The following is a 22,191-nucleotide window of genomic DNA, read 5'->3' on the forward strand; positions in this document are numbered from 1 at the left end:
CTGATTCTATGATTAAAGTAGGCCTTACAGGAGGAATATGCTCAGGCAAAAGCACTATTTCTTCTATGATAAAAGAGGCAGGAATCCCAGTTATAGATGCAGATATTATTGCAAGAGAAGTATTAGAAAAATACCCAGATATACTTTTAAGGGTAAGAGCTACTTTTGGAGGTCATTTCTTTGATTGGAGAGGTGATTTTAGAAGAAGAGAGTTTGGAAACCATATTTTTAGATTTCCAAAGGAAAGAATAAAGTATGAAGAAATCATAATGCCTTATATAAAAGAGGAAATAGAGATTAAACTTAAAGAATATGAAAAAATAAATACTAAGCTAGTTATTGTAGATGGGGCAACCTTAATAGAAAATGATATGCATAAGGATATGGATATGGTTGTTCTAGTTTGGGTAGATAAAAGTAGCCAAATAGAAAGAATGGGATTTAGAGATAAACTTAGCAAAGGGGAAGCTATAAATAGAATAAATTCTCAATTAAGTCTTGAAAGAAAAAAAGATTATGCTAACATAATAATTGATAATAGCGGTAATTTAATTAAAACAAAGGAACAAATTGATGATTTGTTAGAATTTTTTACTTTATACCAGTAGGAGAGTTATATGAAGAAAATTATAAGGCTAGTTATAATTGTTTTAGCCATATATTTACTATTTTTAGGGAGTGGATATATATTAAAAAATGTTATATTTCCATTAAAATATATAAATTATGTAGAGAAATATAGTAAAGAGTATAATTTGGATCCTTATTTTGTCATGGCAGTTATGAAAGCAGAAAGTAACTTTGACGAAGATGCTAAATCTAATAAGGACGCAAGAGGGCTTATGCAAATTACCACCTCTACTGGAAAGTGGATAGCTGAAAAACAAGGGATTATTGATTTTGATACCAATTTATTATTAGAGCCAGAAGTTAATATAAGGTTTGGATGTTGGTATTTAAATAATCTTCATAAAGAGTTTGGAGATTGGGACCTTGTAATTGCAGCTTACAATGCAGGAAGAGGACGGGTTCAAGAATGGCTTAATAGTGCTGAACATTCTGATGATGGAAAAAATCTTACTTATATACCATTTAAAGAAACTGATAAATATGTTAAAAAAGTAAATGTTTATTACAATATATATAGGTCACTTTATTCTTAAGTGACCTATGTATTTTAATATACTATGGATAAAGCTTTGGGAGGGGATGTTTTGAAAAAATGGCTAATAGCTATAGGTGGTATTTTAATAATTGCTATTTTTATATTATTTTTTAATAGAGAATATTTAAAACCAGTACATATGGATATTAATTGGAATGATAATTTTAATCCACCAGAAGAAAAAATGCTTTTTGATTTTATAGAGAAGGATTTAAGTAAAAGTGGATATGGAATATATACAAATTATATAGATAAAAGTTCAGAAGGAGATATAACTAAGGGTCACTCAGTATTATCAGAGTCAGAGGGGCTTATGATGTTATATTCAGTAAATGCTAATAATAAAGAATTATTTGATGAGCATTTTGACATAGTAAAAGAAATGAGATTAAAAAATGGACTTATTAGTTGGAGAAAAGAAGGAGATGAGAATTCACCTTCCTCTGCAACCATAGATGAACTTAGAATAATAAAAGCTCTTCTTTTAGCCAACAACAGATGGAATAGTTTTTATTATAAATTTTATGCTATAAATATTGCTAACTCTTTACTTAAACATGCAGAAGAAAATGAAACTTTAGTAGATTATATAGATAACTATGGAAAAGGTAATACAACCACTTTATGTTATTTAGACTTGCCTACTATGAAATTATTGAGTCAAGTGGATAAGAAGTGGGAAGGAATTTATGAAAAATCTAACAGTATAATAGAAAATGGAAAAATATCTGAAGAGGTTCCTTTATACAGAAAAGTATTTTATGAAGAAACTCAAAAATATGATGAAGAAGAAAATGTTGATTTCTTATTATCTACAATAGTAATTTTAAATAGAATTGAAGCTGGAGAAAATGAGGAGTCATCTATTAAATGGATAAAAGAAAAGTTTAAGAAAGATGGATTCTTAGTAGCTACCTACAATGGTAAAAATGGAGATGCTACCTCACAGATTGAATCTCCATCAATATACTCTAATGTAGCTTTAATAGCAAATTACATTGGAGATAAGGAATTATTTAACAAGGCTATAGATAAATTAAAATATTATCAAATAAAAAATAAAGATAGTGTACTTTATGGTGGATTTGGAGATGAAAAGACAAATAGCGTATATTCTTTTGATAATTTAAATGCCTTACTAGCTTTTCAAAAATATAAGGATTAAAATAATAAGTAATAATATAAATAATATTGTTCATATACTTAAAATGGGCAATATTTTATGCAGATATGGTGGAATGGCAGACACGATATCTTGAGGGGGTATTACTTTTAGGAGTGTGCGGGTTCAAGTCCCGCTATCTGCACCAATTTGGTATTAAAGAATAGTATAACTTAAATTTTTATATACCTATTCAATGTGACTAATTTCTTAATTAAGAAATTAGTCATTTTTTATTATAAAAAATGTATAATATAGTATTAAGCACTTATTAATAAGAGGGGTAAAATGAGTAAAAATTTTGATTATAGCCTTAAAGATATAAGTAGTAATTTAGAAAAATCTTTAAAAGAAGCAGAATTATTAGGGGAGGGGCATAATGGTGTGGTATTTCTCCTTAAAAATAATAAAGCAATAAAAATTTTTAGAAGAATGAGTGTTTGGAAAGATGAAAGCAGTATATTAAAAAGAGTTAGAAAGTCTAGATTTTTTCCAAGGATATATGAAGCTAAGCCAGGATATATTATACGGGAATATGTTGATGGGGTTAGATTAGATAAGTATCTAAGAAGGGGAAATCTAGATGAGGAACTTTGCAAGGAATTATATTTAATGATTTTAGAATTTGAAAGATTAGGATTTAAAAGAATTGATATAAGGTGTAAGGATATATATATACAAGATGATTATACTCTTAAAATAATAGATCCTAAAAATAACTATAAAAAGAGGGTATCATTTCCTAGACATCTTTTTAAGGGGCTTTTTAAAAGAGATGAGTTAAATAGATTTTTAAATTATGTAGCTGAAATTGATGAAAAAAGAGCTCATATATGGAGAGAAAAGTTTGAAATTTATGCAGAGGATAAAAATTTGTTAATATAATATTAATAAGTTAATAAAAAATAGTAAATCACTTAAAGTATCTGTTTAAAGATTTTAGATTAAGTAGTATCTTAGTATTAAGAAGATTTTTATACTACATAGTCTAAAAGGAGTTGATAGATTTGAGAGAAAATTTTATATTTAAAGATGATGAAGGATTAGAATTACAAGGATATAAATGGAGTAATGGTAAAGAATTTAAGGCAGTTATTCACATATTACATGGAATGACAGAGGATGCTATTAGATATGATGAATTTGCAGAAAAACTTGTTGAAGCAGGATTTTTAGTTTATGCTCATGACCATAGAGGGCATGGCTTTACAGCTAAGGATTTAGATTCTTTAGGATATCAAGCAGAAAATGATGGTTTCCAATGGATGATTGATGATGCTAAAACTTTAATAGAGTCTTCTAAAGAAAAACATAAAGGATATAAAATAATACTTTTTGGACATAGTATGGGATCTTTTGTAAGTCAGAGGCTAGTTCAAGAATATAATGATTTAGTGGATGTTTTGATTTTATCGGGAACTAATGGTGAGCCAGATAAGTTAGCCCCACTTGGAGAATTTGTAGCTCAAGTAGAAATGTCATTAAAGGGAAGAGAACATAAAAGTAAACTTATGGACAAGTTGATTTTTGGAGGCTTTAATAAGAATTTTAAACCAAATAGGACAGATTTTGATTGGCTTTGTAGTGTAGAAAGTGAAGTAGACAAGTATATAGAAAATGAAAGATATGGTTTTATATGTTCAAGTTCCTTTTATTACGATTTGTTAAGAGGGGTAAGAAGCATACATAAAGCTGAAAATATGAATAGAATAAATAAAGAAATGCCTATTTATATTTTCGGAGGAGATAAAGATCCAGTAGGTAATTTTGGTAAAGGTGTAATCAACTTAAAAGATAAATTAGAAAAAGTAGGAGTAAAAAATATTGAGTATAAGCTATATGAAAATGGAAGACATGAAATGTTAAATGAAAAAAATAAAGTAGAAGTTATGGAAGATACTATTCAGTGGTTGTTGAAAAATATTTAAAAGATATATATAATTAATTAGAGTATTAATTAGGAGTGTGTCAAAATTTTGATACCTCCTTTTTGCTTTATGTAAGTTAAGATGATTTTGATATAATAGATTAGAAAAATAGGAGAAGATATGGATAATAACTATAGAATTATAGATAATTATATACGTAGTGGTGATAAAGCTCATGATGAAGGGAATTTAATAAAGGCCTTAAATTATTATTTAAGAGCTGAGGAGCTTCTAGAAGGAGAAAGAGATATTGATTTAATAATAAGCATAGCTTTAATGCTAGATGAGTTAGGAGATACTGAAAAGGCTAAGGAAAAATATGAAGAAGCCTTAAGTATAAATAGTTTTGAGGTTAGAGCTTATTATGGATTAGCAGTGATTTATGATGAAAAAGAGGATTATGTAAAGGCTATAGAATTATATAAAAAGGCTATAGATATAAATCCTGTTTATGATAGGGCTATATTTTTCTTAGCAAATGCATTAGATAATGTGGGAGATAAAGAAGGTGCAATAGAGTATTACAAAAAGACAATAGAGGTTTGCAAAGAAGACTTTTGGGCCCATATAAATTTAGGATCTATATATGAAGAAAGGGATATGCTTCAAGAGGCCTATAGAATGTTTTCTAAAGCCCTTCAAATAGATGGAGAGCACTATTTAGCTCTTTTTAATATGGGAGTAATATATAAAAGATTAAATGTATATGATAAGGCTAAGAAATTTTATGAGAAAGCCATTAAAAAGAATTTTGGTTATGCTTTTTCATTCTTAAATTTAGCAGTTATATATAAAGAAGAAAATAATATAGAAAAAGGAGTAGAGATATTATCACTGGGCTTAAGGTTTAATCCAGAAAATCATTTTTTATATTATAATAGAAGTTGCTTTAAGGCTATTTTAGGAAAAGATTTAGAGGATGCCACAGAGGATTTAATTAAAGCTGTTGAGTTTTATCCAGAATTTATAAAATATATAAATAAAGATAATGATTTAATTGAGGTAAGAAATAGTAATAAGTTTAAAAGTTTCTTAGAGACCTTAGATATTGGTTAATTCCAATATTTAAGGTCTTTTAAATTACAATTAAATACAATAATTTACAAAAATTAAATAATTTCCTCTCTTTTTTATGATAATGTATATTTATATGGTTATATTTAAGGGGGAAGTATATTGGAGTACATAGAAAATGACTATATGTATTTGAAACTTAGTAAAATTAGAAATTTAGTTAATAGTATTATATTTATAGCAATTATTTTATATACGTTATATTTTTTTAATCCACGTACAGCTCTTTATTTATCTACAATTATTGAAACTATAGTAGTGTTTGCTATAACATTTATTGCCACAACTGTATTTAAGTTTTCTAATAAAAAGATTTTTAAATTAATAGGTATTTATTTATTATTAGTTGCCATGTTCAAGTTTGATATACTTGTTTATTTAATAGCCTTTTGGGGAGAAAAGGAAATACTTCAATGTTTAAATTTAAAACCCATAGCTATTTGTACTGTTTTAGAAAGTGTATATTGCTTTATGATAATAGCATATGTAAAGTCAATAGATTTAACTATAAAATTAATTGTTTGTTTTTTAACCCTAGTATCATTAATCAGTATATTTTTTTATGATATGAGTGTTTTTTTGGTAGTATCAACAGTACTTCTTTTAATAATTTTATATCTTTTAAGAAGCTTTAAACTTTTTAAAAATGATTTATTAAATTATTTAAAGTTATTTGTGCTAATAAATTTATCTTTAATAGTATTAGATATTTTATCATATAGTTTAGGTTTAGAGTCACTTATATTATTAGGTGATATATTAAAAATATCAATATATTTAATTATATATGTTTGGATTTCAGAAATGCTTATTACAAAGCCATATAAAACTTTACATGAAGATATAATTGATAAAAATAAAAAACTTAAAATATTAAATAAGAAAATGGAAGAGAGTAATAATGAGTTTAAAGAATTTAAGAAAAAATTAAGAGATAATGAAATTTATTTTAGGAACTTTTTAAATAATGCACCTATGTCTATAGCGATTTTAAATAATGATAATCATAGGATTTTTGCTGTGAATAAAAGATTTTCACATGAATTAAATTTAAAAAGTAATAGAGAGGTAATAAATAAGAACTTATTTAAAATAATAAATATTGAAAATAAAGAGGAATTCTTAAGAACAAAAAAGGGAGAAGCTTCATTTGTTACTTCTGGAATAGAAGTTTTTTGGGAGTTAGATATTTTACTACAATCAAAGGGTTACTTAATAATATCAATGAAAAATATAACTGAACTTAAGTTTTCAGAAAAGATAAAAGATAATTTAAGAAAAAGAACCTTATCAGAACAAATAAAAAATGATTTTTTATCAAGTATTTCTCATGACTTAAAAACTCCTATAAATGTTATATATTCATCAGTTCAAGTGCAGGAGAAATTTTATAGTAATGAAAATATTAAAAAAGTTGATTATTATAACCAAGTTAATAAGGAAAATTGTATGACCTTACTAAGGTTAGCTAACAATCTAATTGACTCATCCAAAATTGATTACGATTATTTAAAACCAAACTTTAAAATTTATAATATAGTAACATTGATTGAAGATTCTATAGGAAATTTAGCTGAATATATAAAAGAGAAAAATTTAACTTACGTATTTGATACCAATGAAGAAGAAGTATATGTTAATTGTGACCAAGAGTTTATTCAGAGAATTATTTTAAACTTAATTTCAAATTCAATAAAGCATACAAGGGAAGGTGGAATTGGAGTAGAGATTAAGGCAAAGAAAAGTAAAGTTATTATTAGTTTTACAGACACTGGTGAAGGTATGGATAAAGAATTTATAGAAAAGGCTTTCTTAAGATATAGCAAGGGAAATAAAAAAGGAGTAAAAAATAAAAGTACAGGAATTGGATTATATATTGTTAAGAATTTAGTTGAATTGCAAAATGGAACTATAAATATAAATTCAATTAAGGATACAGGAACAAATATAAGGTTGGAATTTAGTAGGGAGAAAAGTTGTGGAATATAAAGTAGAATATGAAAATCCTAAATTACAATATTATATATTAAGAATAATATATATATTAATAATACTATCAGCAGTATTGTTTATAAGAAAAGAAAAATATATTATGTTTTATAAATTTTTAGACTTGTCTTCAGTAATAATGTTAGGAACCTCATTATTAATAGGAATAAGCAGTAATGTAGATAAGGAAAAAAACTTAGTTTCTTATACTAATATGGGTATATTTTGGATTATTATTCCTGAGGTTTTTTCTTCATTTGTTTCCTTGGAGTTATATGTAGTAGATAAGATGATAGCTTATAAAATAATAGGCCTATTATTTCAGTATTTTATTACCTTTGTAATAGTTTTAGGGAAGAAAAAGGACTTAGCTTTTAAGAAAATAAATAAAATTTTTCTATTATTAAATATTATCTTTAACATTATTTATCTCATAGTAATAAATAATACAAAATTAATGAGAGCTTTTATTAAAGGTGTATATATAAATAATTTTATGTTTATATTGATTGTTATTTTATTTTTAATATTATTAATAGTAATTGTTGCTGATAAAGAAAATACATCTGATAAATTCTTTTATTATTTAATTGCTTATATATTATTATTCTCAGTAGGAAATATTATTTTATTAAATAATTTTCATAATTTAAGAAATACTTATTTATTAGGAGTTTCCTTTAGTCAAATACTAGACTTCTCAGCATATTACATTTTAGTAGAAGGTATAATAAGATTTTCTTTAAATAAGAATTTTAATAATATAAATAGGATAATGCTCTTAAAAAGAGGTGAATTTAAGAGAAATAAAAGGTATTTAAGAAAAAAAATAGAGGAGCTAAAAGAATTAGAGAATCTTTTAGATAGAGAAGAATTGTTGTTTAATAATATTACTTCAGCCATTGGAGACTATATATTTATTTCTAAGGATGAAAAATTATTTTATTTAAACGACGAAGCCTTGGAATTTTTAGAAGTTGAAAACAAAGAATCTATATTGTTTGAAAGTATGGAAGTATTATATGAAAAAATACTAGAAAAGCAAGTTTATTTAAAAGAGAAAGGAAGTATGGATTCTTATAAAGAAATAATTTTTAAAAATATTAAGGGAGGCTACTCTAATGGAGAATTTTACACAATACCTTTTGGAGATAATTATAAAATTATAATTATAAATGATATTACCAAAAAGAATAATGCTTTAAGATTAAATAAGTATTTAAAAGATAAATTGGAAGAAGAAAATATAAAAGGGGAATTTTTTACAAATATATGTCATGAGTTAAGGACTCCTATAAATGTAATAAGTTCAGCTCTTCAATTAAATAATTTAAATATAGAAAATAAAAATCTTAATTCTATAGAAAGAAATAACCTAGTAATTAAACAAAATTGTTTAAGACTTATAAGGACAATAAATAATTTCATTGATGCTAATAAAATATCAGAGGGACAGATAGAAGAAAACGTTATGGTTCTTAATGTAGTTGAAGTTGTTGAAAATATATTAGATGCCTCTTCAGAATATATAAGTAAGAAAAAAATAAATTTTGTTTTTGATCCTGATTTTGAAGAGATATTTATAGCTATTGATAGTGAGTTTTTAGAAAGAATAATATTAAATCTATTATCAAATTCAGTAAAGTATGGAAGTGAAAATGGAAACATATATGTGAAAATATATTTTGAAGGAAAAGATCTTGTAATAATGATAGAAAATGATGGAATAGCTATAAGTTATGATGAACAAAAATATATTTTTGACAAATTTACTAAAAGTAATAAGGCTTTAAATAGAACACAAGAAGGAAGTGGGTTAGGGCTTTATATAAGTAAATCTCTTATGAAAATGCAAGGAGGGGATTTAAAGGTTGATATATATGAGGGACATGGAAATAGATTTAAATTATATTTTTATGATGTAGATTTATTTAAGGAAACTGATAGAACTGAACATATTTTTAATAACAATTACTATAACTTAAAGGAAAGAGCTGAAATTGAATTTTCTGATATATACATATAATATATATCAAAAGGAATACATATAATTACCTGAGAGGTGATTTATGTGAATATATTCAAGGTTAATGGAAAATTTAATTTAGGTGATTTAATAATAAGTTTGTTAATAACTTTAGGTGGAGGATATGTTATTGGAAAGTTTACTCAGGAGAGTGTACAAGTATATGGCACTTTAAATAAACCTTGGTTTAGTCCACCAGCCATAGTTTTTCCCATAGTATGGACTATTTTATATATACTTATGGCAATAGCAGCCTATAGAATATTTTTAAGGCATAAGCAAGGAGAAAAAACAAAGTCAGCCCTTTGGTTTTATATAATACAACTTGTATTAAATTTTGCTTGGAGCATAATATTCTTTTACTTTAAGTTATACGGATTAGCATTTATAGAACTCATCATATTATTAATATTTATAGTTATAACCACAATTAAATTTTTAAAGTTTGATAAAATAGCAGGAATTCTTATGATTCCTTATATCATATGGGTTTCCTTTGCTGGAGTATTAAACTTTTTTGTATGGATGTTAAATGAAATGTAATTTAAAAATCTCTCTTATTTTAATAGAATAAGAGGGATTTTTTATTTAGTGCTATAATTATATAGAGATATTTAATAAAAAATTTCTTTAAAATAAAGTATGATTTAAAGAATAGCTAAAGGTAATATTTATTAAATCACATAAATAAAAGGGGGATAAAAAATGTTAATTAAAAATGGGAAAATATTTACCTGTGAAGAAGGTAAGATATATGAAAAAGGTGATATTCTAATTAAGGATGGAAAGATAAGTAGAATTGGGGAAGATTTAAGTCAATACATAGGAGAAGAAGAGGTTATTGATGCTAAAGGACTATTAATATTTCCAGGGTTTATTGAAGCACATTGTCATTTAGGACTACATGAAGAAGGAAATAATGGGGCAGGAAATGGAACCAATGAAGCTAGTGAGCCTATAACCCCACAAATGAGAGCTATAGATGGAATAAATCCCTTTGATGGAGGATTCCAATCTGCAATGGAAGCAGGAGTTACCACAGCTGTAATTGGGCCTGGAAGCGCTAATGTAATAGGAGGACAGTTTGCCGCTGTAAAAACAAGTGGAATATGTATTGATGACATGATAATAAAGGAACCTGTAGCAATAAAGGTTGCCTTTGGAGAAAATCCAAAAAGAGTTTATTCTGGAAAGAATAAAATGCCTAATACAAGAATGGCTATTGCAGCTTTATTAAGAGAAACTTTAACAGAGGCTGTTAATTATAAAAATAGAAAAATTGATGCTGAAATAGAGGATAGGGATTTTAGTAAGAATTTAAAATATGAGGCTTTACTTCCCTTAATTAATAGAGAAATACCTATGAAAGCTCATGCCCATAGGGCAGATGATATTTTAACTGCCATAAGAATAGCTAAGGAATTTAATCTTAAATTAACTTTAGATCACTGTACAGAAGGACATTTAATAAGTGATTATATTAAAAGAGAAAACTTAGATGCTATAGTTGGGCCAACTTTAAGTTTTAATGGAAAGGCTGAGACTTTAAATAAGACCTTTAAGACTCCAAAGGCCTTAATAGATAAAGGAATTAAAGTAGCAATAACTACAGACCATCCAGTGGTAACAATAGACAATCTTCCACTTTGTGCAGCTATGGCTATGAAAGAAGGAATTACTTTTAATGAGGCCTTAGAAGCAATAACAATAAATCCAGCTGAAATAATAGGTATTGATGAAAGGGTTGGAAGCTTAAAGGAAGGAAAGGATGGAGATTTAGTAATTTTAAATGGAAGTCCTTTTGAAATAGCTACAAAAACTATTTATACAATTATAAATGGAGAGGTAGTTTATAAAGACTAGGAATAAAAGCAATTTTATATTATAATAAATAATGTTTGAATTTGATTTTTAATATATTTTAGATAAATTAATGGAGCTGTATCAATATAACTTAGTAAAACCTATAATTAAATGCTAAGTTTTGAGACAGCCCTTATTATTTTAATAAGTGAAATAAATTTTTAAATCTGTCAAAGATATAGAAGAGGAGATAATATAACAAAAGGATTATAATTAGGAGTGATACTTTGAAAAAGGTAATAATTGCAGAAAAACCATCTGTTGCTAGAAATATTGCAGATGCTTTTAATATAAAAAAGAGAAAAGATGGATACTTTGAAGGCGAAGAATATCTTATAACATGGGCTTTCGGACACTTATTGCAGTTATTTGATGCAAAGGATTATGATGAGAACATGAAGGGATGGAGAATGGAAAAATTTCCTTTTATCCCAGAAGTTTTTAGATATAAAATAAAACAAGATTCTTTAAATAGAAACATCATTGATAAGGGTGCGGAAAAGCAAATAAAGATAATAAAAGGTCTTATAGATAGAGAAGATGTAGATGGAATAATTTCTGCTACTGACTTTGATAGAGAAGGACAAGTAATTGCAGATGAAATTTTCCTATATTTTAGTGAAAAGAAACCAGTATATAGACTTTTATTAAATGAATGGACACCAGATGAAGTTAAAAAAGGAATGGAAAAGTTAAAACCTAATGAGGAAATGCAATCTCTTCAAGATGCTGGTATAGGAAGACAGTGGGCAGACTGGATAATAGGTATAAACTTAACTTCTGTGACAACAATAAAATATAAGCTAAATGATGGACAGATTTTAAATATAGGGAGAGTTCTTCTACCTACTTTAAAAATAATTTATGACAGAGATAAAGAAATAGAGAACTTTAAATCAAGTGCATATTACAAACTTAATGGTACTTTTAAAACTTCAAAAAATGAGGAGTTTGAAGGAACTTATTATGAAAATAATTCAGAGAAGTTTGAAGATAAAAAGGTTTTAGATGAGATTAAAGAAAAGATAAAGGATAAAAATGCTGAAATAATTGAAAAGCAAACAGAAAGAAAAAAAGAATATCCACCATTTTTATTTAATCTTTCTAATCTTCAAGGATACATAACAAGTAAATACAAAGGATGGACTTCAGATAAGGTTTTAAAAGTAGCTCAATCTTTATATGAAAAGAAGTTTATAACTTATCCTAGAACAGGAAGTATGGCTCTAGAGGAGAGCTTAGTTGATAGAACTAGAAATGTTTTAGAAAAGCTTAAGGTAGGCTTGCCTTATGAGGAGCAAATAAAGTTTGTTCAAAATAAAAGGGTTTTTGATAATTCAAAGGTTGAGAGCCATAGTGCCATAGTTCCAACTTACATGAAACCTAATAATTTAACACAAGATGAAAGAATAGTTTACACAGCAGTTAAAAATAGATTTCTTATGCAATTTATGCCCGTAGCTGAATTTGAGGAAACAAAAATAACTTCTAAGGTAAATGATAAAGAGGTTAAGGGCGTATTTATTTCAAAAGGAAAAGTTCAGCTTGTAGAAGGATGGAGAGTTGTTGAAAAAATAGATAGTAAAGATACAATTCTTCCAATGGTAAATGAAAAAGAAGTAGTAGACTTAGTAGATAGTAAAATAAATAAGGTTACTAAAAAACCACCTAAAAAGCATACTGAGAAGACTTTACTTAGGGTAATGGAGACTTGTGGTAAGAGTTTTAAAGAGGATGCAGAGGAAGATAGTGAAGAAATGATGGCCTCAATATTAAGTGGATTTAGTATAGGAACACCTGCTACTAGAGCTGAAACAATTAAAAAGCTTAAGGATGTAGGATATATTACCACAAAGGGAAAAAGTTTAACTTGTACAGAGCTTGGTAGAACCATAGTTGAAATATTCCCTGTTAAGGAACTTTTAGATTTAGAATACACAGGAAGACTAGAAAAAACTCTTTCTGATATAGAAAGAGGGAAGGTAAAAAAAGAAGATTTCTTAAATCTTATAAAAAACTTTACTATAGAGGGAGTTAAGGCTATAAAAAATGATGATTCCATGGCAAAACACTTTAAAGTAGAGGCTCCAGAAGGGGTAGAGGTTTTAGGAAAATGTCCTAACTGTGGAAATCCTGTTATAGAGGGAGAAAGAGGATTTGGATGTGTTAACTGGAAAAATGGATGTAAATATACCATATGGAAAAATGATAAGTATATAGCTTCCTTTGGAAAACAAGTAACACCTCAGATGGTAAAACTTCTATTAGCTAATGGAAAAGTTGGATTTAGAAATTTAAAAAGTAAAAAGGGAAATACCTTTGCAGCATACTTCATATATGAAAAAGATGAAGAAAAAGGTTATTTCACATGGAGAATGGAATTTATTTAATAAAATATATATGAGTTGTATTAAAAGAAATAAAAATGTTATGTAGCAAAATATAATAATAAAACTTACAAACACATTCAGAGAATTACTAGATTTTCCTAAGGTATTCTATTTATGCTGTTTGTAAGTTTTGTAAAAAATTATTTTCATACATACTATTATTAACTTTTGATATAACTCTTTTTGTTTGGTTAAGAGAAAGGTTTAAAATTTTAATTATAATCAAAGATGAATTTGTAAGATAGTTTTGATAAATCTTTTTCTTGTAGGTTAAAAAATTCATTTTCTATGGGAAATAAAATTCTTCTTCCATGTTGTGGAGGAAGTCCCTTAGGGATAACAACACTTTTAAAAGTTTTATTTAGTACCTCTTTATTATTGGTATCACAAACTGAGATATTAAAATTTTCTAAGTTTTCAAAAGTAGTGTTTTCAGTTGTATTTAAAAAATAAGCATCTATAAATAGAGTATCATCTTCTTTAAACAATTGATTTATTATTAAGTTAAGAGTGTTTTTTTCTGTGGTGAAGGCTGTAATATCATATAAAATTTCTTTGTTTTGAATTTGATCTTCTTTAGAAAAAGTGCTTGCATCTAAGGTTAGAGTATTTGGATTTAATAGAACTGCTAAGGCAAAAAAGCCTAGAATTTTTTTATATATTTTCATTTTAATTCTCCTTAATTATAGATTTATATTTTTAGTATTTCTATAATTAAGAAAATATAGTCATAAAAAGAAAAAAACAGTGAAATTTTATCACTGTTTAGACAAATTTTAATATTAATGCAGATAGCATATATATTGGTGGAGCAAGGAAAACTGTTATTAATCCAGCAACACCTATAGATAATGAACTCATAGCACCATGAGTTTCACCAATTTCTAAAGCTTTAGTAGTTCCAACGGCATGGGCAGCTGTTCCCATAGAAACTCCCATAGCAACTTCATGATCAATCTTAAGTAATTTACATACCATAGGAGCTATGATTGCACCTGTGATACCAGTTATTATTACTGCTATAACTGTGATTGAAGGTATTCCACCAAGTCCGCTAGCTACTTCAACCCCTATTGGTGTAGTAACTGATTTAGGAACTAAAGAAGCAATAAGTTCATGATTTACTCCTAAGAAATATCCCATTATTATAACACAGCACATAGAAGCAAAACTTCCAACTATTATTCCTGTCATTATTGGTACAAAATGATTTTTTAAAAGTTGTAACTGTTTATATAAAGGTACTGCTAAAATTACAGTTGCAGGTCCTAAAAATGCATTTATAAAACTACCACCAATATTATAAGTTTCAAAACTTATATGGCATGAAACTAAAACTGCAATTACAAGAGCAATTGCTATTAATAAAGGGTTTAGTAGTGGAATTTTAGTCTTTTTGTATATGGTCATACCAATTTCAAATGCAAAAAGAGTTAATAAAATTCCGAATAAAGGGTTATTAATAAGGTTATTCATTAACTTCATCTCCTAGTAGTTTTTTTTCTTTTCTTCTTATTAAAGCTTGAACAACTAAACCTGTAACTCCTATTACAACAAAAGTTGAGGCTATACAAATAAATAATAATTTAAGAACATTTCCTTCTAATAATCCAACAGATGTCATAAGTCCAACCCCTGCAGGAACGAAGAAGAAGGCTAAATGATCTAAGAAGAATTGAGCAACACAGTCAATAGATTCTACTTTAACAACTTTAGTACATAGTAAAACTAATAATATTAACATTCCAATAATATTTCCAGGTACACTATGTATAAAACTTTTAGAAATAAATTCGCCTAAGAAGTATATAAACACTACAATAAGCATTTCTCTTAAAAGCTTCACTAGATAATCACTTCCTTTTTTTATTAAAAAAATATAAGGAACTATTTTTTAAGTTCCTTATACATTATAGAATGAATTTAAAATTAAAGCTATAATCAAATATCATAATAATTAATGATTTATACTTATTAAAGCGTTTTCTATATCATTTTTTGATAGGTTGCTTAGAATAGACTCATCATACTTAAGTGCTTTATTTAAAAATTCTTTGGCTTTATAAAAATCTTCTTTTTCTTTTGATATAATTCCCATAAAATAGTAGGGTTCTGAAAAATTTACACATTCATCTATTAATTCATCAAAATAAAAGCAAGCTTTTTTTATATCCCCAATTTTATAGAAAATCTCTCCTAAATTAGCTCTTATTATTTGGCTTAATTCATCAACTTTTAATCCTTCATTACTTATTGAAATTGCTTTTTCAAAATCTTCATCTTGAATCAAAACATATCCATAAACTTCATAAAAATCTAGAGAGTTAAAATTATTAGCTTTTAAATCATCTAAGATTTGAAGGGAAGTTTTTATATTATTTAATTTCCAATAAAGTATTGCTTGAAGTAAATCAAGTTGATTTGCATCTTCAGGTAAAAATTTTCTTTTAGATACTATGCTTTTTAAAGTTTCTAAAGCTTCAGTATAAGATCCTATTTTAAGTTCTAAGAAAACATAAGTTTTTATAGCTTTTACATTAGAACTATTACATAGAGCAGCCTTTCTATAAAGAGATAAAGCTTCTTCTAAATTATTAGCCCTAAGTTTTTTAGCACCCTTAAACATATAAATTAAATGCTTGTTTATAGTTAATTTAAATATTATAAATGATAGAAGTAGTATGCTCCCCATAGGCACACTTACCTTAATCATTAAGAAAACTATAAAAATTATTGCAAGGACATTCAATAATGTATTTAAAATAGACCTTTTCATAATAATTATCCCCCTTTTAAATATTAGTTTATTAAAGAAATTATACTATATTTATAAGAGGGATAATATTGAATTTTTTAAAGTTAAAGTTAAATTAAATAAAAATCAAAATTTTAATATAACTTTTATAATAAATGTATGTTGTTTTCTTCACAAGTTCTTATCATATCTTCATCCCACATAGATGCTTGAACTTCTCCAATGTGAGCTTTTCTAAGGAAGAACATACATATTCTAGATTGACCAATTCCACCACCTATAGTATATGGTAATTTTCCTTCAAGAAGCATTTGATGGAATGGTAGTTCTTTTCTTTCCTCACATTCTGCTATTTTTAATTGTTTTAAAAGGCTTTCCTCATCAACTCTTATTCCCATTGATGAAAGTTCTACAGCCTCATCAAATAGAGGGTAGTAGAATAATAAATCTCCATTTAATGTCCAATCATCATAGTCTGGACTTCTATCATCATGTTTTTCACCAGAAGCTAATTTTCCACCAATTCCTATTATGAATACAGCGCCAAATTCTTTACATATAGCAGTTTCTCTCTCTTTAGAAGTAAGATCTGGATAACGATCTTCTAATTCCTGTGATGTTATAAATGTTATATCTTCAGGAAGAATTTTTTCTATGTGAGGGTATTTTGCTACTATAAAATCTTCTGTTGATTTAAAAGTACCATATATTGATTTTACAGTTTCTTTTAAAGTTTCTAAATTTCTTTCTTCTTTATCTATTATTTTCTCCCAATCCCATTGGTCAACATAAATAGAGTGAATGTTATCTAAATCTTCATCTCTTCTTATAGCGTTCATATCAGTGTAAAGACCTTCACCATGTTCAAATTCATATCTATGAAGAGCTAGTCTTTTCCATTTAGCTAGAGAATGAACTATTTGAATGTTAAACTCTGGCATAGCTTTCATATCAAAACTTACAGGTCTTTCAATTCCATTTAGGTCATCATTTAATCCTGAACCTTTATTTACGAAAAGTGGAGCAGAAACTCTTGTTAAGTTTAAGTTTTTAGCTAAAGAATCTTCGAAAAAGTCTTTAAGTTCTTTAATAGCAACTTCTGTTTCTCTAAGTGATAATAAAGGTTTATAGCCCTTTGGTATAAATAATTTTTCCATTTTAAACAACTCCTTAATTTTAAATGTAGATATATTTTTTGCTACATATATTTTTTTATAAATTTGTTTGGCCCCAAACAGGTTATTAAAATTTCTTTAAATGTTTTGATTTATACGTATAGTTAAAATAATAAAATTTAAAAATATATTATAAAAGACAATAAAAAAAGCCATCATCCTATATTTTTAATAGGACGAAGGCTGTATAATCATCTCCGCGGTACCACCTATGTTAGTACAAAAGCACTCACTTAATAACAGTGCATCTTAACACTGTCCTTCTTTTAACGGAAAGAAACCCGTCTAAGTCTACTGTCCAAAATAAATTTTGAAGTTCGGTTAGAAGCTCAAGGATGTTCTTCATCAAAGGTATAGTATGAGGCTTTCACCATCCCTCAATCGCTAAAACTCTTTCCAAAGATTACTTTTTCCCATCAATGCTTTGTACAACTTATTTATTTAATAATTAATATATACTAAAAATCTTAATTTGTGAAGGGGTTTTTTAAAATTTTTTTAAATTTATGATATAATTATTAAAAATATATATATTTTAAAGCTGATTTTTAAAATAATAAAGGAGAAATTTATGATAAAAGCAGTATTGTTTGACCTAGATGGAACATTGATAAATACTAATGATTTAATACTAAAATCATTTAAACATACATTTAAAACTATGTTAGATTTAGAGCCAAGTGAAGAAGAGATTACTATGAACTATGGTAGACCATTGCAGGAAATTTTTAAATCCTATGATGAAAATAGAATAGAAGAAATGATTAATTGTTATAGAAAAATAAACTTAGAATTACATGATGATGAATGTAAAGAGTTTGCTGGCGTCGATTTAATGCTAAAAACATTAAAGAGTAAAGGAATTAAAATTGGAGTTGTAACTTCAAAGAAAAGTGATATGGCAGAGCGTGGAGCTAAATTAATGGGTATATTTAAGTATTTTGATACTTTTATAACTCCTGAAATTACTACAAAGCATAAGCCAGATGGGGAGCCAGTTTTAAAGGCCTGTGAGAACTTAGGAGTATCTCCTAGTGAAGCTCTTATGGTAGGTGATTCACCTTATGATATTTTAGCAGGTAAAAATGCTGGGGCTAAGACCTGTGGAGTTAAATACACAGCATTGCCTCTTGAAAAATTAGGAGAGAGTAAGCCAGACTTTTATGTAGATAAACCTTTAGAAATTTTAGATCTTGTTGAAAAATTAAATTCTTAATTTAATAGGTTTATAATAAAAAAGATTTAGTCTAAGACTAAATCTTTTTTTTATTAAAATATATTTCTTCTACGTCTTCTACGTTTTCTTAAATTTATTGCTCTTATAATAAGTAATATTAATACAATCGCAACAACTACTAGAACAATTATTCCTAAATAACTTAAGAAATTAGCTTTTATAAGAGTAAAAGTACCTATATCAGCTTTTACTGGATAATCCTTAACGTAAGCTCTTTGAGTAACAGTAACAGCAGCTGATTCAGGATTAGAAGCTAATTGCCAAGCGTTCATATCATTTAAGTTTATTGATTTTGATGTTTCTTTTTCATTTACATAATTTTTATAATAATCTATGTTTTCAGTTGCAACAAAAGGAACATCTATTTTCTTAGTTGGTCCAAACCATCTAAAAAGTTTATATTCAACTGGAATAGTATCTATTGTTGTACCAGCCTTTATGTATGGAACTTTATCTACAGAGTAACTGTAATCAATAATTTTATTCATATCATTAAATACAATTTCATCCTTAGCATCATATTGAGAATTTAAAACAGCACCTATTATTTTTCTACCATTTCTTTCGTATACTGATACTAAACATCTTCCAGCAGGAGTTGTAAATCCAGTCTTTCCACCAATATTTCCGTCGATACCAAGTTCTTTATTTCTATTTTCTAAAAGTACTTTTTTTCCGTTTACAGTTATGTCGCTATCCTTAAGTGCCATAGTTTCGCTTACCCAAGGATTTTTATAAGCATTTTGTAAAATGACAGCTAAATCGTAAGCTGTTGAATAGTGATCATCATTATGTAAGCCATTTGGAGTAACAAAGTGAGTATTTTTTAATCCTAATTTTTTTACTTCGTCATTCATCATTACACTAAATTTTTCAGCACTTCCAGCCAACCCGTCTGCAATTACAGCGGCAGCATCATTAGCTGAAAACATAAGTAAAGCTTTCATTAAATCATTAGCATTCATTCCTTCGCCAACAGGTATTGGTCCAAAGCTATTGTTTAATGTATAAGGTTGTTGAGCTTTTGCATCTGCTGTATATGGAAAAGAATCATTCTTTGAAGCATGTTCAGCAAATAAAAGACTTGTCATTACCTTTGTTGTACTAGCAGGATATGCTTTTTCATCTATTCCCTTTGCATAAATAATTTCACCAGTGTCATAATCTAAAGTGACAGCATACTTTCCAACTATATTAGGCTGGGAAATTTCGGCAGCCTGAACAGTAGCTTTTGTTGGCGTAAAAAGTGATACTGATAAAGCAATCAATATTGAACTTAAAAGCTTTTTCTTAAATTTAATCAATTTTCATCTCTCCTAATTTCAAAGTCTCATTAAACTTTTTTTATTATAACATCTATAGGGCATAATAACAATAATAATAAAGAAAGAGATGTAAAGCTTTAATTGTGGTATTTACAATACATATCTTATATAATATAAGGTATTTGAAGCAATTAATTAATATTTAGGATGTGATAATATGGCAGCTTTAACTGTAGATGATATTTTAAAAGAAAGTGAAGTTGGAACATTAATTCCACTAATAGTAGAAGTAAATGATAAAGTAGTACCTATAATTTTTGTTAAAGATTATTTAGAAGCTTTAAAGGATATAGGTGATAATGTCTTAGTTGCCTTAAAAAGCAGCATTATAAGCAATAAAAAATTAGACTTGCTTTTAATTATGATTAGGTTTGACGAAAGAGAGGAAAATACCTATGATCTATGGTTAAACTATGGATTTAATTGGCACTTTGACTTTTTAAATGGGTTAATTAACTTAGACAAAATACTTATAGATTTTAGAGATGAAGACAACAATAGAATTAAGACTATTGAAGTTTGTAATACAATTAAAAAGGATTTAGAAAAGTATAAAGAGTCATGTGAAGATTCTATTTTAATTAAAGAAGGAAAAGAAGAAAACATAATTAAAGTAGTAAAAAGAAAAAAATATGAATCTTGGAACAATGAAGATGCTTTAGATTTAATTGATGAAGTATTAGATGATTATAGTAGCATACAAGATATGTGGGAGAACTTATAATATAAGTAAAAATTTTTAAGTCAATAGGTAGAAGTAAAGATTTTGTTCATATAAAAACTTATAATTTAAGTAAAAAATTTATAAAACTATAATATATAATCAACTTAAAAATAGAGTATATAAATAAGCCTGCCTTGAAATAATAAAATTAAAGGTGGGTGATAAATATGAAAGATAATAAAAATAATAAGAATTATAATAATAAAAAACATAAAGATCATGAACCTGATGATGGTACATTTATTTCATACAAAGAAAATGAAGAGTTTAATAGCAATGGAAGCTCAAGATATGGATATGAACAAGATAGCTGTGATTTATAAAAAGCTATAAAAAGGAGTAGGGGCTCTTAAAAATTTAAAAACAAAATTTATAAACTATATTATAATAATTAGTGAATAACATTTATTATATATTTATAAATTTTAAGTTTGATAATAGCCCCATTTCCTTTACCTATAATTAGTATGTAGAAAATCTTTTTTCGCGGGTATCAACAGTTAAATCCTTCTCATCTATAGAAATAACTCTTGAAAAACCATTACCATTTAAAATTTTAGTTTTAAATTTTCTTATTGATGATTCATCACCTTGCACCTCTATAAGTACTTGACCATCATCTAAATTTTCAGCATAACCAGTTAAAGATAATAAGCTTGCCTGATACTTACAAAAGAATCTGAAACCTACTCCTTGGACTCTACCACTTACTAGAAATTCTTTTCTAATCACAGTAAACACCTCCTATATTTATTATAATTACAATACTATATAAAAGGCACTTATTTCTCTAACTAAGGTGGAAATAATAATTTAACAATTAAATATTTAGTAATTTTCTTGTGAATGTTTACATAAATAGGAAATTATATGTATAATATATCTTAGAGGGAAATAATATTGAGGAGGAATTTCAATGAGGTTAGAAAAAAGTCTTGTTTTAATAAAACCTGATGCCGTTGAAAGAAATTTAATAGGTAAGATATTAGAGGTTTATGAGGGAGCAGGATTAAAGATAAAGGCTATGGAAATGAAGCAAATAAATAAGGAATTTGCTGAAAAACATCATGAAGAACATAGAGATAAGCAATTTTTTAATTCTCTAATAAAATATATAACAAGAAGTCCTCTTGTAGCTTTAATTCTTGAAGGAGAAGATGCTATAAATAAAATAAGATCTCTAAATGGGGCAACAAATCCAGAAAAGGCTGAGTTTGGAACAATAAGAAGAAGGTTTGCCTTAAGTGGAACAGAAAACTCAGTTCATGCATCAGATTCAATAGAAAGTGCTGAGAAAGAAATTAAGCTATGGTTCCCAAAAGTATTTTATGAAGAAATTTGTGGATAATATAAAAAGGTCTCTATCAAAATAACTTTT

At 26.8% G+C, this 22,191-nt stretch carries 22 protein-coding genes, 1 tRNA gene and 1 other annotated feature; of the genes, 16 read left to right on the forward strand and 7 right to left on the reverse strand.

The annotated features are described in order from the left end of the window. The first annotated feature begins 8 nt into the window (after positions 1-8). The 12 genes from coaE (at position 9) to I6G60_RS05430 (ending at position 13,597) form a co-directional block, all read left to right on the forward strand. On the forward strand, positions 9-608 hold the full coding sequence (gene coaE, locus I6G60_RS05375) for a dephospho-CoA kinase (protein WP_011591019.1): 600 nt from the start codon (positions 9-11) through the stop codon (positions 606-608). Positions 609-617: 9 nt separating this feature from the next. Then, on the forward strand, positions 618-1,163 hold the full coding sequence (locus tag I6G60_RS05380; protein ID WP_003455079.1) for a lytic transglycosylase domain-containing protein: 546 nt from the start codon (positions 618-620) through the stop codon (positions 1,161-1,163). A 51-nt stretch (positions 1,164-1,214) separates the two neighbouring features. Continuing rightward, positions 1,215-2,330 carry a glycosyl hydrolase family 8 gene (locus I6G60_RS05385; RefSeq protein ID WP_003455006.1) on the forward strand — a complete coding sequence of 372 codons (1,116 nt, stop codon included), beginning with the start codon at positions 1,215-1,217 and terminating at the stop codon, positions 2,328-2,330. A gap of 59 nt (positions 2,331-2,389) precedes the next feature. Next, a tRNA-Leu gene (locus I6G60_RS05390) sits at positions 2,390-2,475 on the forward strand. A gap of 140 nt (positions 2,476-2,615) precedes the next feature. Further along, entirely contained in the window at positions 2,616-3,212 is a 597-nt protein-coding gene (locus I6G60_RS05395) for a hypothetical protein (RefSeq protein ID WP_003454836.1), read from the forward strand. Positions 3,213-3,334: 122 nt separating this feature from the next. Further along, on the forward strand, positions 3,335-4,255 hold the full coding sequence (locus I6G60_RS05400; RefSeq protein WP_003473705.1) for an alpha/beta hydrolase: 921 nt from the start codon (positions 3,335-3,337) through the stop codon (positions 4,253-4,255). Positions 4,256-4,375: 120 nt separating this feature from the next. Continuing rightward, positions 4,376-5,311 (forward strand): tetratricopeptide repeat protein, encoded by a 936-nt coding sequence (locus tag I6G60_RS05405; protein ID WP_197925653.1) that lies wholly within the window; start codon positions 4,376-4,378, stop codon positions 5,309-5,311. 120 nt (positions 5,312-5,431) lie between these two features. Beyond that, complete coding sequence (locus I6G60_RS05410) at positions 5,432-7,318, forward strand: PAS domain-containing sensor histidine kinase (RefSeq protein WP_003455042.1); 1,887 nt, start codon at positions 5,432-5,434, stop codon at positions 7,316-7,318. Next, positions 7,308-9,344, forward strand: coding sequence for a sensor histidine kinase (locus tag I6G60_RS05415; protein WP_003454982.1), 2,037 nt, complete (start codon positions 7,308-7,310; stop codon positions 9,342-9,344). Before I6G60_RS05410 ends, I6G60_RS05415 begins: the two co-directional genes overlap by 11 nt. Positions 9,345-9,389: 45 nt before the next feature. Then, positions 9,390-9,887 carry a TspO/MBR family protein gene (locus I6G60_RS05420; protein ID WP_003454922.1) on the forward strand — a complete coding sequence of 166 codons (498 nt, stop codon included), beginning with the start codon at positions 9,390-9,392 and terminating at the stop codon, positions 9,885-9,887. Positions 9,888-10,049: 162 nt separating this feature from the next. Then, positions 10,050-11,207 carry an amidohydrolase gene (locus I6G60_RS05425; RefSeq protein WP_003455064.1) on the forward strand — a complete coding sequence of 386 codons (1,158 nt, stop codon included), beginning with the start codon at positions 10,050-10,052 and terminating at the stop codon, positions 11,205-11,207. Between the two features lie 227 nt (positions 11,208-11,434). Continuing rightward, positions 11,435-13,597 (forward strand): type IA DNA topoisomerase, encoded by a 2,163-nt coding sequence (locus I6G60_RS05430; protein WP_011591016.1) that lies wholly within the window; start codon positions 11,435-11,437, stop codon positions 13,595-13,597. A gap of 212 nt (positions 13,598-13,809) precedes the next feature. On the opposite strand, the gene I6G60_RS05435 is transcribed toward I6G60_RS05430, so the two are convergent. The 5 genes from I6G60_RS05435 to asnA form a co-directional block, all read right to left on the reverse strand. Then, a complete protein-coding gene (locus I6G60_RS05435) occupies positions 13,810-14,265 on the reverse strand; it encodes a hypothetical protein (RefSeq protein WP_003455150.1) in 456 nt (151 codons plus the stop codon). 97 nt (positions 14,266-14,362) lie between these two features. Then, complete coding sequence (locus I6G60_RS05440; RefSeq protein WP_003451174.1) at positions 14,363-15,073, reverse strand: LrgB family protein; 711 nt, start codon at positions 15,071-15,073, stop codon at positions 14,363-14,365. Then, positions 15,066-15,443, reverse strand: a complete 378-nt coding sequence (locus I6G60_RS05445; RefSeq protein ID WP_003451739.1) for a CidA/LrgA family protein — start codon at positions 15,441-15,443, stop codon at positions 15,066-15,068. Before I6G60_RS05445 ends, I6G60_RS05440 begins: the two co-directional genes overlap by 8 nt. 111 nt (positions 15,444-15,554) lie before the next feature. After that, on the reverse strand, positions 15,555-16,373 hold the full coding sequence (locus I6G60_RS05450) for a tetratricopeptide repeat protein (RefSeq protein WP_110020043.1): 819 nt from the start codon (positions 16,371-16,373) through the stop codon (positions 15,555-15,557). A 125-nt stretch (positions 16,374-16,498) separates the two neighbouring features. Then, positions 16,499-17,509 (reverse strand): aspartate--ammonia ligase, encoded by a 1,011-nt coding sequence (gene asnA / locus I6G60_RS05455; RefSeq protein WP_003455182.1) that lies wholly within the window; start codon positions 17,507-17,509, stop codon positions 16,499-16,501. Positions 17,510-17,696: 187 nt separating this feature from the next. Next, positions 17,697-17,956, reverse strand: a binding site (T-box leader). Positions 17,957-18,098: 142 nt separating this feature from the next. Between asnA and ppaX the strand changes: the two genes are divergently transcribed. Further along, positions 18,099-18,743 carry a pyrophosphatase PpaX gene (ppaX, locus tag I6G60_RS05460; RefSeq protein ID WP_003454854.1) on the forward strand — a complete coding sequence of 215 codons (645 nt, stop codon included), beginning with the start codon at positions 18,099-18,101 and terminating at the stop codon, positions 18,741-18,743. Between the two features lie 53 nt (positions 18,744-18,796). Here the strand turns inward: ppaX and I6G60_RS05465 are convergent, their stop codons facing one another. Further along, positions 18,797-20,068: a D-alanyl-D-alanine carboxypeptidase family protein gene (locus tag I6G60_RS05465; RefSeq protein ID WP_003454809.1), complete on the reverse strand. Its 1,272-nt coding sequence runs from the start codon at positions 20,066-20,068 to the stop codon at positions 18,797-18,799. 178 nt (positions 20,069-20,246) lie between these two features. On the opposite strand from I6G60_RS05465, the gene I6G60_RS05470 reads away from it, so the two are divergent. Continuing rightward, entirely contained in the window at positions 20,247-20,813 is a 567-nt protein-coding gene (locus tag I6G60_RS05470) for a hypothetical protein (protein ID WP_003454815.1), read from the forward strand. A 167-nt stretch (positions 20,814-20,980) separates the two neighbouring features. Then, positions 20,981-21,136 carry a hypothetical protein gene (locus I6G60_RS05475; protein WP_003455191.1) on the forward strand — a complete coding sequence of 52 codons (156 nt, stop codon included), beginning with the start codon at positions 20,981-20,983 and terminating at the stop codon, positions 21,134-21,136. A gap of 139 nt (positions 21,137-21,275) precedes the next feature. On the opposite strand, the gene I6G60_RS05480 is transcribed toward I6G60_RS05475, so the two are convergent. Then, entirely contained in the window at positions 21,276-21,545 is a 270-nt protein-coding gene (locus tag I6G60_RS05480; RefSeq protein ID WP_003461780.1) for an acylphosphatase, read from the reverse strand. A gap of 184 nt (positions 21,546-21,729) precedes the next feature. Here I6G60_RS05480 and ndk point away from each other — a divergent pair, with 184 nt between their 5' ends. After that, on the forward strand, positions 21,730-22,161 hold the full coding sequence (ndk, locus tag I6G60_RS05485) for a nucleoside-diphosphate kinase (RefSeq protein ID WP_197925655.1): 432 nt from the start codon (positions 21,730-21,732) through the stop codon (positions 22,159-22,161). Positions 22,162-22,191 lie beyond the last annotated feature (30 nt).

It is taken from the genome of Clostridium perfringens (assembly GCF_016027375.1).
Lineage (GTDB): Bacteria > Bacillota > Clostridia > Clostridiales > Clostridiaceae > Sarcina > Sarcina perfringens.

What these genes read in the sequence shown, in the direction of transcription:
- coaE (WP_011591019.1), top strand. Translation starts at nt 9, where the DNA reads ATGATTAAAGTAGGCCTTACAGGAGGAATATGCTCAGGCAAAAGCACT.
- I6G60_RS05380 (WP_003455079.1), top strand. Translation starts at nt 618, where the DNA reads ATGAAGAAAATTATAAGGCTAGTTATAATTGTTTTAGCCATATATTTA.
- I6G60_RS05395 (WP_003454836.1), top strand. Translation starts at nt 2,616, where the DNA reads ATGAGTAAAAATTTTGATTATAGCCTTAAAGATATAAGTAGTAATTTA.
- I6G60_RS05405 (WP_197925653.1), top strand. Translation starts at nt 4,376, where the DNA reads ATGGATAATAACTATAGAATTATAGATAATTATATACGTAGTGGTGAT.
- I6G60_RS05425 (WP_003455064.1), top strand. Translation starts at nt 10,050, where the DNA reads ATGTTAATTAAAAATGGGAAAATATTTACCTGTGAAGAAGGTAAGATA.
- I6G60_RS05435 (WP_003455150.1), bottom strand. Translation starts at nt 14,265, where the DNA reads ATGAAAATATATAAAAAAATTCTAGGCTTTTTTGCCTTAGCAGTTCTA.
- I6G60_RS05440 (WP_003451174.1), bottom strand. Translation starts at nt 15,073, where the DNA reads ATGAATAACCTTATTAATAACCCTTTATTCGGAATTTTATTAACTCTT.
- I6G60_RS05450 (WP_110020043.1), bottom strand. Translation starts at nt 16,373, where the DNA reads ATGAAAAGGTCTATTTTAAATACATTATTGAATGTCCTTGCAATAATT.
- asnA (WP_003455182.1), bottom strand. Translation starts at nt 17,509, where the DNA reads ATGGAAAAATTATTTATACCAAAGGGCTATAAACCTTTATTATCACTT.
- ppaX (WP_003454854.1), top strand. Translation starts at nt 18,099, where the DNA reads ATGATAAAAGCAGTATTGTTTGACCTAGATGGAACATTGATAAATACT.
- I6G60_RS05470 (WP_003454815.1), top strand. Translation starts at nt 20,247, where the DNA reads ATGGCAGCTTTAACTGTAGATGATATTTTAAAAGAAAGTGAAGTTGGA.
- I6G60_RS05475 (WP_003455191.1), top strand. Translation starts at nt 20,981, where the DNA reads ATGAAAGATAATAAAAATAATAAGAATTATAATAATAAAAAACATAAA.
- ndk (WP_197925655.1), top strand. Translation starts at nt 21,730, where the DNA reads ATGAGGTTAGAAAAAAGTCTTGTTTTAATAAAACCTGATGCCGTTGAA.